Consider the following 15615-nt stretch of genomic DNA (forward strand, 5'->3'; position numbering starts at 1 on the left):
GATGCGACGCGCCCTGACGCTGGCAGAGAGCGTGCTGTTCACGACGGCGCCCAACCCAAGGGTCGGATGCGTCATCGTGCGCGACGGGCGCGTGCTGGGCGAAGGCGCGACCCAGCCGCCCGGCGGCCCGCATGCCGAGATCCGCGCGTTGCGCGACGCCCAGGCCCGCCAGGCACCCGTTGAAGGCGCGACGATGTACGTCACGCTGGAACCTTGCAGCCATTTCGGCCGCACGCCGCCTTGCGTGGACGCCGTCCTGGCCGCCAAGCCCGCACGGGTGGTCGTGGCCATCGGCGACCCGAACCCGCTGGTCAACGGCCAGGGCTTGGCGCGCTTGCGCGCGGCCGGCATCGAGGTCACGGTCGGCGTGTGCGCCGAGGAAGCGCTGGCAGTCAATGCGGGCTTCATCTCGCGCATGAGCCGGGGGCTGCCTTGGGTGTGGATGAAGATGGCCGCGTCGCTGGACGGCCGCAGCGCGCTGCATAACGGCATGTCGCAATGGATCACCGGCGCCGAGGCGCGTGCCGACGGCCACCATTGGCGCGCGCGCAGTTGCGTGGTGCTGACCGGCATGGGCACCGTGCTGAAGGACGACCCGCAACTCAACGTGCGCGGCGTGCCGACGCCGCGCCAGCCGCGCAAGGCGGTGGTGGATGGCCGTTTCGAGATTTCGGAGGACGCCCGCTTGTTCGATGGCGCTGAGGTAATCATCTTCACCGCCCGCGAAGATGCCGATAAGGCCGCGCGCCTGGCGGACAAGAATGCGCGCGTGGTGGCGCTGCCGGGCCAAGCGCCCGGACGGGTGGACCTGCCGGCCATGATGCGCTGGTTTGCCCAGGAGCAATTCAACGAGGTCCACGTCGAGGCGGGGGCGGGCCTGTCCGGCGCGCTGGTCGCCGCAGGCTGCGTGGACGAACTGCTGCTGTATCTGGCGCCGGTGCTGCTGGGCGATGCGGCGGGCATGGTGCGCCTGCCCATGCTTGAACACCTGGATGCCGCCCAGCGCTACGAATTCATCGATGCCGCGCGCTTGGGCGCTGACATGCGCTTGCGCGCCAGGGTGCCCGGCACCTGGCGGCAATTGGCGCAACGCGTGGCCTTGCCGGCGCAGGCGTAAGTCCACGGGTCCCGCACCCGCCGTCCTAGCCCCGCCCGTTTGCCTTCGGCTGGCGTGGCGCCGAGCTGTGGCGCCACGCGAAAACGCAGGCGCCGCCCGCTAAAAGCATCAGCAGCCCCGCCGCCAGCAGCAGGCCGCCGTGGTCCCGGCGCAAGCGCTCCCATGCCTTCCAGGCCTGGGTGTAGTGGAACCAGGCCGCCGCCTGGAAGTCGGGCGGCGGGCATTCGCGCCCGAATGTGGCGCTGAACGGCACCTGGGCGCCTTGCGCTATATAGCGTTGATACAGCGCCTGGGCCCGTTCGGGCGAATCGTCGATGATGTAGCGCGCGCCTTGGCACAGCACGGCCGCGAACGCTTGCGACCGGTTCGGCAGCAGCGCCGCCGATTCCAGCGTGTGGTCGGCCGCCACCTGCCGGTAGTGGAAGCGCGCATAGGGTTTCGCCTCGCTGGCGGCGAAGCGCAACCGTTCGTCGGGCGTCACCAGCGGCCCAGGCAGGGCCGCGTCGGCCCGCTGCGCCGGCGTGTCCTGGGGGAGCGGATCGCTGCCGTCCGTGCCCTGCCGCCACGGTTCCGGGCTGCGGCCCGCGCCGTAGGTGTAATTGCCGTCGTACACCGCAAAGTCCGGATCTTGCTCGTAGCCCATGATTTCCAGGCCATTGCGGCGGGCCAATTGCGCGGCCTTGAACCAGGCTTCGGCCCGCGCCGTGCGGCCCCAGGCGCTGCCGGCCTGTTGCAGGGCCGCGGTGTATTCGACGGCATGCCGATGGCTGCGGGATGGCGTGACGCGCCATGAACCGTCGTCATATGCCATGGTGGCGAAGCGGGCGTCGTCGTCTTGAGGGAAGTAGGCCAAGGCCTGGTCAATGCGGCCTTCGCGCATCAGGCGGCGGGCCAACAGGGTGCGCAAGCGGTCGCCATCGGGAATCGGATGCTTCACCATCCAGTCGTAGAAGGGCTGATAGTCGAACTGCGCAAAGCCGGCCGGCGCAGGTAGCACGGCGGATGCCGGCACCTGCTGGTCCACGTAGGCCTTGAGTTCGTCCGCCGTCAAGACGCGTTCCGCCACATAGGCCGCGTCGTTCCAGTAGGGGGAAAGAGGCCAGCCTTCCTCCTGCACGCCGTTGCCGGCATCGGGAAGCGATGCGTGCAGCAGCATGTCCAGCGCCTCCACATATTGGCCGCGGGACAGCGCCAGCACGCCTTGCTCGGCCTTCAGGCGGGCCACGCCTGGGGCTTCCAGGCCCGCGGCCGTCGGGAAGGCGCTGGCGGCGCGCGCATACGCTTGGGCGGCGGCGGGCATGTCGCCCTGGCGGATCGCGAGTTTGGCGCGGACCCACCAGGCAAGCGGCGTGTCCAGCCGGCCGGCCAGGCCTTGCGCCAGGTCATAGCGGCCGACGCGGTAGGCCAGCGCGGCCACCCGGTCCGCATCCTCGATGCGGCTCACATCCTGCTTGGCCAGCGCCGTCGCCAGCGCTTGCAGCGCCGGGTTGGGCGTGACGTTGCGCGCGCCCGTGCCGGCATCGGCGTAGCCGCGTTGCCCGGTTTGATCGAACGTGGCGAACATGTCGAACGCGCTCTCCGGGTTGCCGTCCACGATATCGCCCACTCTTGCCAGCGCGTAGGCCACCAGCAGCCGCTGCGCGACCGGGTCGTCGATCAGCTGGCGCGCGCGCGAGGGCGTGCCCAGCGCCCAATCCGCGATCAGCCTCAAGGACGACTGGCCGCTGCGCGAACCGCGCGCCGCCTGCTCGGCGTACAGGCGGATCGCCTGTTTCAATGCGCGGGCGGGAATGGTGTCGGGGCAGGCCGTCGCGGCAAGGAAATCCTCGGCGGCGCAGGACCCATGGGTGCCAATGAGCAGCAGTCGGGCTTCTTGCCCGTAGCTGGCGACCGCCAGGCCCAAAGGATCCGGCGCACCGTCTTGCGCCAGCCGGCGGACGCGGGCATACGCGGCGGACGCGTCGCCCACGGTCATGCCTGCCGTGTCCCCGGTTTCGTTCGCGTCGATTTCAGCCAGCCCGATTTCAGCCAGCATATAAGCGGCCCAGACGCTGCGCGCCGATCCTTCGCGCCCTGGTAGCGCCAGGATATCCAGCAAGCGCGCGCGGGCACGCGCCAGCGCCGCGTCGGAATCGCCATGCGCGGCCGATCGGATGTCCACCGCCGCCGCGGTGTAGAGCCGCAGGGCTTCGGGCAGGGCGCTGCCCGCCGCATACGCTTGATCGCCGTCCGGCAGCGCCCGCATCGCGTGGGCCACGGCGCGTTGCGCCGCGTTGAGCGTCGGATCGAAATCTTCGGGAATGGCGTCTTGCGGGTAGCTGCCATCGGGCAGCACGCCGGATTCCTGGGCGCGCAGCGCATCGGCCGGCACCACCAGCCGCGACGCCTCGAAGTTGAAGGAGTTCGCCGGCGTGCTTTTCAACGCGCCGGCGCGGTCGTCCAGCAACTGCGGCGGGAAGTCCGGTCCGCAGGCTACGGCAATGCCTGCACCGATGGCGCAGGCCAGCAGCGTCAGCCGGATGATCGATCTACGGTTGTACATGGAAGGTCGTGGGTGGGGTGTCACAGCGTATCCAGCCGATTTGGCGTTGGCTGCCGACGCGCAGCAGGCCGTCTTGTGCGCGGCGCAGGTATTGTCCCGCATCGTCGCGTTCCAGGGTGTAGCCGTTGATGCCGTCCGCGCCGCGGCAAGCGCCGTTCCAGCGGACGATGAACGGCAATGCGCCATCGGCGTTGCCGGTATTGGACAGCACCAGATCCTGCGAGCCGCCTTCCGCAACCGCTTGCGCGTCGACCCGCAGCGCCGGTTGCAACGGTTGCCGCGTCAGCACCGCGCGCCATGTCGCCAGACTCCAGGCGCGTTCGTCGCGCGCGGTCGGCAGCCGGAACCAGACGATGCCGGCCAGACCGCGCGGCCGGGATTGATGGATCTGGTCGACAAAGGCCGCCATGGCGACGGGCGCGACAACAAGCTCGCTGGCGCGGCCGCCTGGCCGCAGCGCGGGCTGTTCGCTTTCAATGGCGGCCACGCGCCCCTCGTCATCCCAGGCCACCCGGCTGCCGTAGGCGGGCAGTGCGACGCGCCAGGGCTTGCGCGTGTGTTCCGCAAAGGCGTCCAGCCAGGATTGCGCGCGTTTGCCGTCGAACAGCCCTTGCGTGGGATTCAGCACCGCATGCACTTGCAGCACGGCTTCGTCGGGCACGTTGAGCAGCGCGTCGAGCTCGGGGCTGTTCAGCCAGGTGGGCAGGGCGGTGATCGACAAGGCGCTGTCGGACCCCATACGGCTTTTCAACGCGGTCAGGAATTTGCGGTAGGCGGGCAGTTTCGACGTGGCGCAGTCGTAGTCGATTTCAACGCCGGCCGGCGTGATGCCGGCCGCGCGCCAGGCGTGGCTGGCCGTTGCGATCCGCGCGGCGGTGTCCTCCACGTTCAGCGCATCGACGCGGCCATCCAGCCGCCACACCATGATGACCGGGCGCCGGGCCGCGACCAGCGCCGCCAGGTCGGGCGCGGCGTCGAACCATCGGCCGTCCGCGCTCATTTCGGCGATCAGCACGCGCCAGGCGCGAACGGCGTCGGCGCTTGCGGAAAGGGCTTCCTGTACGGCCGGTGTCCATCGGCGCTGCCAGACATAGGCGTCATTGGGCAGGTCCGGCGCGGGTTTTCCGCAAGCGCTCAGCATCAGCAGCAAGGCCGAAAAACCGGCGGCGGTTCTGCGTCGAATCACGGCTTTCGCAGGGTTCAAGATCAGGCCAAAGGGTTGCCGCAAGCGGAGCAACATGACGTAATGTCGGAAAAATCGCGTGTTCGAAAACACGCGGAGCGCGTTGGGATGCGTGATTCTATCGTTGAAGGCGGCGCTGGGTTTCTTGCCGTCGGCAACGCTTGCAGGAAGTATCCGCGTTTACGCCATGGGTACTAGCACTCGCCATGCTCGGCTGCTAATTGTGCGGTTGAAACCGCGCGAAATGCCTTTCGTAGCGATGCCGCGCAGCGATCGCATCAAGTTTGCGAGCGATTCGCACACGCGCTTTTTCATGGCGAAAACCCTCATCACTATTTTGGCCGATGCGTCAAATGAATTGCCACAAAACGGTCAATTGGCTTTAGCATAGGCACATGACTTGGCGCTACGTGCTAACGGCCTTCACCGAACAGTGCTACGCGCCCACGTCACCACGGATTCCCGTGCCGCGATATCGGCGCTTTTCACGACCGGACCGGCACGCTGCTGAACAAGGACGCCAATGGCGCTGTTCAGACCGTCCGCTGCCATCGCATAGCGGGCGCATCGGGTTTACGCCCGAATCATAAGAATCCACCGGGATATCGTTCATCCCTTCAAATGATTGCTGACCATTTCATGTGCGGCCGCACCATGCGCGCCTGCCATAGCAATATGCTGAAGGCGTGTCCGATAACTTCTTCACGTAAGTTGCATTCCCTGACGGAACTTGTATCCGCGGGATGCGGCCTAAATGGAAAGGGCCCCGATCGTGCTTCATGGTTGATGTGTGGCGAAAGCAACATAAGACCAGGCCGACAATGCTTATCGCTGGATTGTCTAGTAAAGCGCGGGCACTGAGGCACAATGGGGACACGTAGGGACGTGCTGAATTTTTCGCGTGTTGTAGGAGGTTTCCGTGCAAAACATCGTCGAAGGCTTCAAGTCGCAGTATGCAAAAGAGCAGGAATCAGAGCTCTCTCTTGAGGAGTATCTGAACCTCGCTAAACGCGATCCCATGGCGTACGCCAGCCCCGCTGAGCGCATGCTGGCGGCGATCGGCGAACCCGAAGTCGTGGATACGCGGAACGACCCACGTCTTTCCCGTTTGTTTTCCAACCGGACCATCCGGCGCTATCCGGCGTTCCAGGAGTTCTACGGCATGGAGGACGTGATCGGTCAGATCGTCGCGTTCTTCAAGCACGCGGCTCAGGGGCTGGAAGAGCGCAAGCAAATCCTTTATCTGCTGGGGCCGGTGGGCGGCGGCAAGTCGTCCATCGCGGAACGGCTCAAGGCCTTGATGGAAAGCTATCCCATCTATGCCTTGAAAGGATCGCCCGTCAACGAAACGCCGTTGGGCCTGTTCCATCCGGAACGCTTCGGCGACACGCTCGAAAAGGAATACGGCATTCCGCGGCGCTACCTGAGCGGCATCATGTCGCCCTGGGCCGTCAAGCGCCTGAAGGAGTTCGACGGAGACATCTCGCAATTCCGCGTCGTGCGCTTGAATCCGTCGGTGTTGCGCCAGGTCGCCATCGCCAAGACCGAACCGGGCGACGAGAACAACCAGGACATTTCGTCGCTGGTCGGCAAGGTCGACATCCGCAAGCTGGACCGCCATTCGCAGGACGATCCCGACGCCTACAGCTATTCCGGCGGGCTGTGCCTGGCCAACCAGGGGCTGCTTGAATTCGTGGAGATGTTCAAGGCCCCGATCAAGATGCTGCATCCGCTGCTGACGGCGACCCAGGAAGGCAACTTCAAGGGCACGGAGGGCTTCTCCGCGATCCCGTTCAACGGCGCGATCCTGGCCCACTCTAACGAGTCCGAATGGCAGACCTTCCGCAACAACAAGCACAACGAGGCCTTCCTCGACCGTATCTATATCGTCAAGGTGCCTTATTGCCTGCAGGTGTCGGAAGAGGTCCGCATCTACGAAAAGCTGCTGCACCACAGCTCCTTGTCGGCCGCCCCGTGCGCGCCGGGAACGCTGGACATGATGGCGCAGTTCTCGGTGCTGACCCGTCTGAAGGAACCCGAGAACTCCAGCATCTATTCGAAGCTGCGCGTCTACGACGGCGAAAGCCTGAAGGACGTGGATCCGAAGGCCAAGGCCTTGCAGGAGTACAAGGACTACGCCGGCACGGACGAAGGCATGAACGGGGTGTCCACGCGTTTCGCGTACAAGATCCTGTCCAGCGTCTTCAACTACGACCAGACGGAAGTGGCGGCCAACCCGGTGCACCTGATGTATGTGCTTGAGCAACGGATCGGCCGCGAGGACTACCCCGAGGAAATCCGCCGGCGCTACCTGGAGTTCATCAAGGGTTTCCTGGCGCCGCGTTACGCGGAATTCATCGGCAAGGAAATCCAGACGGCGTACCTGGAGTCGTACTCCGAGTATGGCCAGAACATCTTCGACCGCTACGTCACGTTTGCCGACTGCTGGATCCAGGACGAGGAATTCCGCGATCCAGAAACCGGCGAAAGCTTCGACCGCAGCGCGTTGAACGACGAACTGGAGAAGATCGAAAAGCCGGCGGGTATCGCGAACCCGAAGGACTTCCGCAACGAGATCGTGAACTTCGTGCTGCGGGCGCGCGCCAACAACAACGGCCGCAACCCCACGTGGACCAGCTATGAAAAGTTGCGCGAAGTGATCGAGAAGAAGATGTTCTCGAACACGGAAGATCTGCTGCCGGTGATTTCGTTCAACGCCAAGGCCTCGGCCGAGGACAAGTCGAAACACCAGAGTTTCGTGGATCGCATGGTTGAAAAAGGGTACACGGAAAAGCAAGTCCGTCTGCTGTGCGAATGGTATCTCCGAGTGAGGAAGTCTTCCTGAGTGAGGTGAATCATGAATTCACTGATCGATCGCCGTCTTAATGGGCGCAATAAAAGCGCCGTCAACCGTGAGCGCTTCTTGCGGCGCTACAAGGACCAGATCCGCAAGGCGGTTCACGGGATGATCCGTGACCGCTCGATTCAGGATATGGATCAAGGCGGAGAGATCAATCTGCCCGCCCGGGATATTTCCGAGCCGACGTTCCGGCACGGATCGGGCGGCGACCGCGAGATGGTGCACCCTGGCAATCGTGAATTCGCCAAGGGCGACACCATCGACCGGCCGCAGGGCGGGCAAGGCGAGGGCGGGTCCGAACCCGGCGAAGGCGAATCGGTAGACCAATTCACCTTCAGCCTGTCGCGGGCCGAATTCCTGAACCTGTTCTTCGAGGATCTGGAACTGCCGCACCTGGCGCGCAACCAGCTGGGCGAAGTCAGCCAGAAGAAATGGCAGCGCGCGGGCTACACCACGACCGGCTCGCCCAGCATGTTGAGCATCAGCCGCACGCTCAAGTCGTCCTTGGCGCGGCGGGTGGCGCTGAACGTGAAGGCGCGTGCCGATCTGGAAGACGCCGAGGAAGCCCTGGCCAAGGCGCTGGCGGCGGGTGCGACCGCCGCCGAGATCCGCACGCTGGAGCAGGACGTCGAGGACTGCCGCGAGCGTCTTGCCCGCGTGCCGTTCCTGGACGACCTGGACCTGCGCTACCGCAACCGCGTGTCGGTCGCCATTCCCATGGCGCGCGCGGTCATGTTCTGCCTCATGGACGTGTCCGGGTCCATGGACGAAGGCAAGAAGGATCTGGCCAAGCGCTTCTTCACGCTGCTGTACCTGTTCCTGTCCCGCAAGTACGAGCACGTGGACCTGGTCTTCATCCGCCACACGGACAACGCCGAGGAGGTGGACGAGCAGACGTTCTTCTACGACCCCAAGAGCGGCGGCACTATCGTGCTGTCGGCGCTGGAGCTGATGCGCGAGATCCTTGAAAAGCGCTATCCGCCGGCGGCCTGGAACGTTTACGCGGCGCAGGCCAGCGACGGCGATTCGTTCGGCGCCGACGCGGGCAAAAGCGCGCGCTTCCTGGCCGAGCACCTGCTGCCGTCGACACGCTATTTCGCCTATATCGAAATCCCCGACTCGCAAGAGGCTCGCAAGAGCAGCCTGTGGGCGGAGTATGAACAGAAGCTGGAGCCGCATTTCGTCATGCGGCGCATCTGCGACCGCGGCGAAATCTTCCCCGTGTTCCATGACCTGTTCAAGAAGGAAACCGCATGAATGCCATCGTAGGTGCTCTCGTGGAGCCGGATTCGGCCAGCGGCGCGCGGCCGATCTCCCAAGGTTCCGAATGGACGTTCGAACTGATCCAGTCCTATGACGAAGCGATCTCCAAGGTCGCGGCGGAATTCGGGCTGGATACCTACCCGAACCAGATCGAGGTGATCACCTCGGAACAGATGCTGGACGCCTATGCGTCGGCGGGCCTGCCCATCGGCTATCCGCACTGGTCGTACGGCAAGGAATTCATCCGCAACGAGCAATACTACCGGCGCGGCATGCAGGGGCTGGCGTACGAGATCGTGATCAACTCCAACCCTTGCATCTCGTACCTCATGGAAGAGAATTCCATGACGATGCAGGCGCTGGTGATTGCGCATGCCTGCTACGGGCACAATTCGTTCTTCAAGGGCAACTACCTGTTCCGCCAGTGGACGGACGCGGACGGCGTGCTGGATTACCTGGTGTTCGCGCGCAAGTACGTGATGTCGTGCGAAGACCGCTACGGCATCGACGCGGTGGAGGCGCTGCTGGATTCCTGCCATGCGCTGTCGCACCATGGTGTGGACCGCTACAAGCGCCCGACGCCCATGTCGTTCAAGGGCGAGGCCGCGCGCCAGGCCGAGCGCCAGGAACACGCCCGGCTGCAATACAACGATTTGTGGCGCACCTTGCCGCGCCTGGAAGCCGGCAAGGACGCGCGCGCCGAAGCCTCGGTGTTCCCGCCCGAGCCCGAAGAGAACCTGCTGTACTTCATCGAGAAGTACTCGCCCAAGCTCGCGCCATGGCAGAAGGAACTGGTGCGCATCGTGCGCAAGGTCGCCCAGTACTTCTATCCGCAGTCGCAGACCAAGGTCATGAACGAAGGCTGGGCTACGTTCTGGCACTACACCATCCTGAACCGCCTGCACGAGAAAGGCCTGGTCGACGACGGCTTCATGATGGAGTTCCTGCAAAGCCACACCAACGTGGTCAGCCAGCGCGGCTTCGACGAGCGCGGGTACGGCGGCATCAACCCGTATGCGCTGGGCTTCGCGATGATGTCGGACATCCGCCGCATCTGCGAGGCGCCCACGCCCGAGGACCGCAAGTGGTTCCCGGACATTGCCGGCAGCGACTGGGGCAAGACGCTGGACTTCGCGATGCGCAATTTCAAGGACGAGTCCTTCATCTCGCAATACCTGTCGCCGCGCCTGATCCGCGAATTCCGCTTCTTCGCGCTTTCGGACCACCAGGCGAATCCGAAGCTGGAAGTGGCCGCCATCCACAACGACGAAGGCTACCGCGACATCCGCCGCCTGCTGGCCGCGCAGCACAACCGCGACAACCAGGTGCCGGATATTCAGGTGGTGCGCTTCAACCGCGATTCAGACCGGTCGCTCGTGCTGCGCCATCTGAAGAGCCGTGGCCGGCCGCTGGCGGGGGATGACGCCGAGCAGGTGATGAAGCACCTGGCCCGCCTGTGGGGCTTCAAGGTCCGGCTGGAAGAGACCGAGCCGGACGGCACGGTCAGCTCGTACCGCGAACAGGAAGCGCCTGCTGCGGCGTAAGGCGGTGTACAGGGAAGGGGACGCCTAGTGCGTCCCTTTTTCTTTGCCGACTTGTGGTGGCCGGCCAGATTCTGCTAGAATCGCGGATTCGCAAATTTCGTAGCGGTGTTTCTGACCCGCTTCGACGTTGGCAATTAGGACAGGTGGCCGAGCGGTTGAAGGCGCACGCCTGGAAAGCGTGTATACGTGAACAACGTATCGGGGGTTCGAATCCCCCTCTGTCCGCCAAGAATGAATAAGAGCCCCTGACTTCGAAAGAGGTCAGGGGCTTTTTGTTTGCGGTCGTGCCGTCGTGCAAAACGGGCCGCGCCCACCTTGGGGCGCATCCGGGGTAATTTGTAGTCTGACACCATTTAGATTAGCCGGTAGTCTCGCAACCAATTTTCAAGGAGTCTGTACCTTGCCTTCACTCAAGCTCGGATGCTTCGCGCTGACGGTTCTGGCGCTCAGCGCCTGCGCTACCCCGACCTCCCAACCTAATGACGTCCAGGTAGCGGCCCAAAAGCTCGTAGGCCAGCCCGCCAAGAACGCGTTCAAATTGTTTGGCAAGCCCGATCAGGGCCTGGGGCCCTCGTCCTATGGCAGCGGGGGCTTCTACCTGTGGAATCGGGTGCAGACCCACACCACGGCAGAGAAGGTTTTCGTGCAGACCGGCGTCGAGTATGTCGGCCAGAAGCAGACCATGGTGGGCATTGGCGGTGGCGGCGTCGGCGGCATGATGCCGGTGAGCAGTGAACCGATCTATCGCAAGACCGGCTACGAGGAAAACCGAACCGTGATCGACTACTTCTGCAGCATCACCCTGTACACCGACAACCAGAACATCATTACCGAAGCCAGCGTGATCGACTGCAATAAAAAGAAGTGATGGTCAAAGCGGGCTTGGCCATCAACATGGGTGACCTTCGGGCCGGCAAGAATGCATGAAAGCCTCTGACTTCGAAAGAAGTCAGGGGCTTTTTGTTTGCGGTCGTGTAAATGGGCCATGGCCACCTTATGCCGTGTCCGCCGATCCGGCGCGCCGAGATGTGCGCGAAAAGATCACGCTGACGGATTGCTCGGCTGTTTGCTTGAACGTCACATCAGCACCCGGCCTGCCGAGTCGGATCGCTCCCCAGCCCAACAGCCACAACGGGCCGATGACCGGGATCGCACCGATGACGCCATGGTGCAAGTTCACGAACGGGTTGGCGGGTTCGTGCACGAATCGGCTGGTCAGCCCGTCGGCCGCGATCATCGCTTGCGCATGTTGCAGGGTGCGCGCCATCTCAATGACGTTTTCAAGAAAGAAGTCCTCTCGCTTGCCGAGCAACGAACGCAGTTCGTCATCGCTCAACGTGTTCATGAAGTAGGTGCGCGCGAGAGGCATGGAAGGGTCAGCAGCGGATAGGTCCTAGGCACAGTAGACGATAGGCGAGCCGTGCGTAACGGCCGATCATCAACCTGCGCGGAATGATTCATCCAAACGTCTCCAGTCTGTCACATCGGTCTCGTAATCTCTCAGCCATTCGTCAGCAAACTTTCAATCAGCTGACAAATTGCTTGCCAGATCCACCGTCAAACCAAGAGACCCAGATGTCCTACCTTACTGACAAATTGCGTGCGCCTTCCCGTGAAGCCCGTGGCGAAGTGACTGTTCCCGGCCAGATGTTCGACGAGATCATCGCCGCCAATCCCACCCGCCGGACGTTGTTGAAGAACAGTTTCGGGCTGTCTGTCCTGTCGGTGTTCGGCGTGACGGCATTGGCCGGCTGTAGCAGCGATGACGATGATGACGATTCGGCGCCGACGCCGGAACAGCCCACGCCCGAGACGCCTGTCCCGACGCCCGAGCCGGGCCCCGATTATTCCGTCACGTTCAAGCCGCTGGGCGACAAGATTGCCGCCGATACGGTCACGGTTCCCGAAGGCTATGTGGCCGAAGTGCTGTATTCGGCCGGCGACAAGTGCGTGATCGGTTCGACGGGTTATCTGGGCGTGCCGCAGTCCTTCCCCGCCACCGAGACCCAGGCGGGCGGCCAGCATGACGGCATGCATTTCTATGCGCTGGACGGCGTGGACCCCAACCAGGGCGGCCTGCTGGTGCTGAACCACGAAAGCCTCGACAGCAGCACGCTGGACGTGTCCGTCGAAGCGGTGAAGACCCGGCTGTCGAACGTGGGCGTGTCGGTCGTCGAGATCGGGCGCGACAAGGATGGCAAGTGGGCGGTCAAGGCCGATTCCCGCTACAACAAGCGCTATACCGGCAACACCGTCTACAACGTGAGCGGCCCGGCTGCCTCGATCGTGGGCGCGACCGTCGTGGGCACGCTGAACAACTGCGCCAGCGGCAATACGCCGTGGGGCACCTACCTGACCTGCGAAGAGACGACCGACAATTATCTGGATCCCACGCAGCCCGAAAACGGCTACGGCTGGGTGGTCGAGATCGACCCCAGCACCCCGGGATCGACCGCCGTCAAGCGCACGGCGATGGGGCGGTTCGATCACGAGAACACGGCGTTCATGGCCGACGAGAACCACCGCGTTGCGTTCTACATGGGCGACGACAGCACGCCGGGCTGCATCTACAAGTTCGTGCCCAGCAAGCCCTTTGATGCGGCCAATCGCGCCAACAACAGCACGCTGCTGGATGAGGGCACGCTGTATGCGGCGCGCTTCAACGATGACGGCAGCGGCAACTGGGTCGAGCTGGCGGTGGGCAAGAACAACCTGATCGTGGGCGCCATCGATCCGGGCAATTACACGCAGGTGCGTCCGACCGACGTTCCGACCAACACGCTGATCGATTTCAACAGCCAGGCCGACGTGCTGATCAACACCAAGGCGGCAGCCCGGGTGGCGGGCGCGACGCTGATGGATCGTCCCGAATGGATCACGGTGGGCGTGGACAAGACGGTCTATTGCACGCTGACCAACAACGGCAGCCGCCGCCGCACCAGCGCCGCCAATCCGCGCGTGACCAACCGCCACGGCCACATCGTGCGCTGGAAAGAGCGCGGCGACTCGCCGCTGGCCACGACCTTCGAATGGGAACTGCTGCTCTTGGCTGGCCAGGATGCCGCCGACGGCGCGGCGTCGAATATCACGGGCAACATCAAGGGCGACGAGTTCTCCAGCCCCGATGGCATCCGCGTGGACCCGAAGGGTCGCCTGTGGGTGCAGACCGATGCCGGCACCGGCACGGACATCACCAACATCTTCGGCAACAACTCGATGTACTACATCGACCAGGAGACGGGCGAGTCGAAGCGCTTCCTGGTGGGGCCGCTGGGCTGCGAGATCACCGGCATCGCCTACACACCGGACCTGACGACGTTCTTCATCAACATCCAGCATCCCAACCGGACCTGGAACACGGTGCGGGCCGGCGGCGGCGACGCGCGCTCGGCGACGGTGGTGGTGCGTCGCCAGGACGGCAAGCCGGTAGGCGCCTGACGCGCGTGCTGGGCAGCGGTTCAGTTTGCGAGCTTGATCGCACCGCTGTCCAGCAACGTCTTCCATTTGGCGTTGTCCGCCTGGATGAATCCCAGCAGGTCTTCCCGGGAGCCGCCGCCCGCGACCATGCCCGCGTTGTCCAAGTCATTGCAGCGGCTGGAAGCCGACACGGGCCTCGCGCTGCTGGATCGTGGCGGGCGCGGATTGCGCCTGACGTCGGCCGGGCTGGCCTTCAGGGAGCATGCGGAAAAGCTCCAGGCCGAATATCGCGATGCCGTGCGGCACGCGATGGAATTGCGGGTGGGCGAAGCGGGATTGCTGCGCATCGGCGCGACGGGCGCGACGGTGGACAGTGTTGTGACGCTCGCGTTGCAGCGCTTGCTGCCGAGGCGCCCGGCGTTGCGCGTCCAACTGACCCAGGGCCTGTCCGACGACCTCAACGACCAGGTCGCCAGCGGCAAACTGGATCTGGCCGTGACGCCCATCTATACCGACGTCCCGGCGACGCTGCATCAGGAACTGATCAAAGAGGATGCGTTGTGCGTGGCGGCCGCCCGAGGGCACCCGCTGGCGGGCCGGCGCAAGTTGGCGCTGCGCGACCTGGCGGGCCAGCGCTGGATTCTGCCGCAGCCGACGTCCTTTGCGCGCAAGGCGCTCGACGCGCGGTATGCCAAAGCGGGGCTGGACCTGCCCACGGCCGCACTGGAGGTGCAGCACTTTTCCCGGGGCACGCTGGCGCTGCTGGCCGTATCGGATTTGTTGGCGGTGCTGCCGCAGAGTGCGCTGGACTCGGGCGCGGACATTGCCGTGCTGCCCGTCGCGCTGGGCAAGCCGTTTCGGCGCAGCATCGTGTTGATCACGCGGCGTGCGACGACCTGGTCGCCGCTGATGAAGGAATTCCGCGCGCTGGTGATGGGCGGCTCCTGCTAGCAGCCTGGCAAGAAGGTTTGATTTACTCTCTGGGATATCGACAATTAATTCCGGAGAGAACCATGGCCAAGATCACGATCGATTTCGTCTCTGACGTCGCCTGCCCGTGGTGCGCGGTGGGCCTGGGCGGGTTGCTGGAAGCCATGCGCCGGCTGGAAGGCACGGCCGACGTCGAGCTGCATTTCCGTCCGTTCGAATTGAATCCCGACATGCCCGCCGGCGGGCAGAACACCATCGAACGCCTGATGGCGAAGTACGGGTACGACCGCGAGCGCGTGCAGGCCAACCGCAAGGTCATCAGCGAGCGGGCCGCCGCCGTCGGCATGCCGATGCGCATGGACGACGACAACCGCTCTTTCAATACCTTCGATGCGCATCGCCTGATCCATTGGGCGGGCCTGCAGGGGCAGGCGCAACAGATCGCGCTGAAGAAAAGCCTGCTGCAGACCTATCACTACCTGAACCGCGACACCGGCGACGCCGACGTGCTGGCGGAAGCCGTGCGCGAGGCCGGCCTGGACGAGGCCGCTGCGCGCGAGGTGCTGGCATCGGGCCGCTACGCCGACGAGGTGCGCGCCGAAGAGGAAGCATGGCGCAAGCGCGGCATCACGTCGGTGCCGTCGGTGATCATCAACGGCGAATACCTGGTGTCGGGCGGCCAGCCGCCGGACACGTTCGAGCAGGCCTTGCGCCAGGTCGCGGCGGAAGGCTAGCCCGCGGAAAACCACGCGGGAAAAC

Annotated in this window: 13 protein-coding genes and 1 tRNA gene; 10 read left to right on the top strand and 4 right to left on the bottom strand. The window is 64.4% G+C overall.

Annotated features, from left to right (window positions below; translation table 11 throughout):
- Position 1: 1 nt before the first annotated feature.
- Positions 2-1117, top strand: a complete 1116-nt coding sequence (gene ribD, locus A9973_RS16145; protein WP_183014811.1) for a bifunctional diaminohydroxyphosphoribosylaminopyrimidine deaminase/5-amino-6-(5-phosphoribosylamino)uracil reductase RibD — start codon at positions 2-4, stop codon at positions 1115-1117.
- Between the two features lie 25 nt (positions 1118-1142).
- Here ribD and A9973_RS16150 read toward each other — a convergent pair whose 3' ends face one another.
- Both A9973_RS16150 and A9973_RS16155 read right to left on the bottom strand, forming a co-directional pair.
- Positions 1143-3659, bottom strand: a complete 2517-nt coding sequence (locus A9973_RS16150) for a hypothetical protein (protein WP_183014750.1) — start codon at positions 3657-3659, stop codon at positions 1143-1145.
- Positions 3646-4845, bottom strand: a complete 1200-nt coding sequence (locus A9973_RS16155) for a DUF3142 domain-containing protein (RefSeq protein WP_370539496.1) — start codon at positions 4843-4845, stop codon at positions 3646-3648. The genes A9973_RS16150 and A9973_RS16155 overlap by 14 nt, the downstream gene beginning before the upstream one ends.
- Before the next feature lie 76 nt (positions 4846-4921).
- Here A9973_RS16155 and A9973_RS16160 point away from each other — a divergent pair, with 76 nt between their 5' ends.
- From A9973_RS16160 to A9973_RS16185, 6 genes are all read left to right on the top strand, one after another.
- Positions 4922-5233 carry a hypothetical protein gene (locus tag A9973_RS16160; RefSeq protein ID WP_183014752.1) on the top strand — a complete coding sequence of 104 codons (312 nt, stop codon included), beginning with the start codon at positions 4922-4924 and terminating at the stop codon, positions 5231-5233.
- 537 nt (positions 5234-5770) lie between these two features.
- Positions 5771-7687: a PrkA family serine protein kinase gene (locus A9973_RS16165; RefSeq protein WP_370539497.1), complete on the top strand. Its 1917-nt coding sequence runs from the start codon at positions 5771-5773 to the stop codon at positions 7685-7687.
- Between the two features lie 12 nt (positions 7688-7699).
- Positions 7700-8959: a YeaH/YhbH family protein gene (locus A9973_RS16170; protein WP_183014754.1), complete on the top strand. Its 1260-nt coding sequence runs from the start codon at positions 7700-7702 to the stop codon at positions 8957-8959.
- The gene (locus tag A9973_RS16175; RefSeq protein WP_183014755.1) at positions 8956-10509 is read left to right on the top strand and encodes a SpoVR family protein; all 1554 of its coding nucleotides are present in this window, start codon (positions 8956-8958) and stop codon (positions 10507-10509) included. Before A9973_RS16170 ends, A9973_RS16175 begins: the two co-directional genes overlap by 4 nt.
- Positions 10510-10646: 137 nt before the next feature.
- Positions 10647-10737 (top strand) — tRNA-Ser (locus tag A9973_RS16180).
- 172 nt (positions 10738-10909) lie between these two features.
- Entirely contained in the window at positions 10910-11377 is a 468-nt protein-coding gene (locus A9973_RS16185; RefSeq protein ID WP_183014756.1) for a hypothetical protein, read from the top strand.
- Between the two features lie 126 nt (positions 11378-11503).
- On the opposite strand, the gene A9973_RS16190 is transcribed toward A9973_RS16185, so the two are convergent.
- Positions 11504-11854 (bottom strand): hypothetical protein, encoded by a 351-nt coding sequence (locus A9973_RS16190; protein ID WP_183014757.1) that lies wholly within the window; start codon positions 11852-11854, stop codon positions 11504-11506.
- Positions 11855-12084: 230 nt separating this feature from the next.
- Here A9973_RS16190 and A9973_RS16195 point away from each other — a divergent pair, with 230 nt between their 5' ends.
- Entirely contained in the window at positions 12085-13947 is a 1863-nt protein-coding gene (locus A9973_RS16195; RefSeq protein ID WP_183014758.1) for a PhoX family phosphatase, read from the top strand.
- 20 nt (positions 13948-13967) lie between these two features.
- On the opposite strand, the gene A9973_RS16200 is transcribed toward A9973_RS16195, so the two are convergent.
- Complete coding sequence (locus A9973_RS16200; protein ID WP_255469183.1) at positions 13968-14090, bottom strand: hypothetical protein; 123 nt, start codon at positions 14088-14090, stop codon at positions 13968-13970.
- Here A9973_RS16200 and A9973_RS16205 point away from each other — a divergent pair.
- Both A9973_RS16205 and A9973_RS16210 read left to right on the top strand, forming a co-directional pair.
- On the top strand, positions 14074-14877 hold the full coding sequence (locus tag A9973_RS16205; RefSeq protein ID WP_255469184.1) for a LysR substrate-binding domain-containing protein: 804 nt from the start codon (positions 14074-14076) through the stop codon (positions 14875-14877). The two genes, A9973_RS16200 and A9973_RS16205, sit on opposite strands and share 17 nt — an antisense overlap.
- A 62-nt stretch (positions 14878-14939) precedes the next feature.
- The gene (locus tag A9973_RS16210; RefSeq protein ID WP_183014760.1) at positions 14940-15590 is read left to right on the top strand and encodes a DsbA family protein; all 651 of its coding nucleotides are present in this window, start codon (positions 14940-14942) and stop codon (positions 15588-15590) included.
- The last annotated feature ends 25 nt before the right edge of the window (positions 15591-15615 follow it).

The organism is Achromobacter sp. UMC46 (assembly GCF_014170335.1).
Classification (GTDB): Bacteria; Pseudomonadota; Gammaproteobacteria; order Burkholderiales; family Burkholderiaceae_B; genus Achromobacter.

Coding starts and splice junctions, on each gene's coding strand:
- ribD (WP_183014811.1), top strand. CDS start 2: ATGCGACGCGCCCTGACGCTGGCAGAGAGCGTGCTGTTCACGACGGCG.
- A9973_RS16150 (WP_183014750.1), bottom strand. CDS start 3,659: ATGTACAACCGTAGATCGATCATCCGGCTGACGCTGCTGGCCTGCGCC.
- A9973_RS16170 (WP_183014754.1), top strand. CDS start 7,700: ATGAATTCACTGATCGATCGCCGTCTTAATGGGCGCAATAAAAGCGCC.
- A9973_RS16175 (WP_183014755.1), top strand. CDS start 8,956: ATGAATGCCATCGTAGGTGCTCTCGTGGAGCCGGATTCGGCCAGCGGC.
- A9973_RS16190 (WP_183014757.1), bottom strand. CDS start 11,854: ATGAACACGTTGAGCGATGACGAACTGCGTTCGTTGCTCGGCAAGCGA.
- A9973_RS16195 (WP_183014758.1), top strand. CDS start 12,085: ATGTCCTACCTTACTGACAAATTGCGTGCGCCTTCCCGTGAAGCCCGT.
- A9973_RS16205 (WP_255469184.1), top strand. CDS start 14,074: ATGCCCGCGTTGTCCAAGTCATTGCAGCGGCTGGAAGCCGACACGGGC.
- A9973_RS16210 (WP_183014760.1), top strand. CDS start 14,940: ATGGCCAAGATCACGATCGATTTCGTCTCTGACGTCGCCTGCCCGTGG.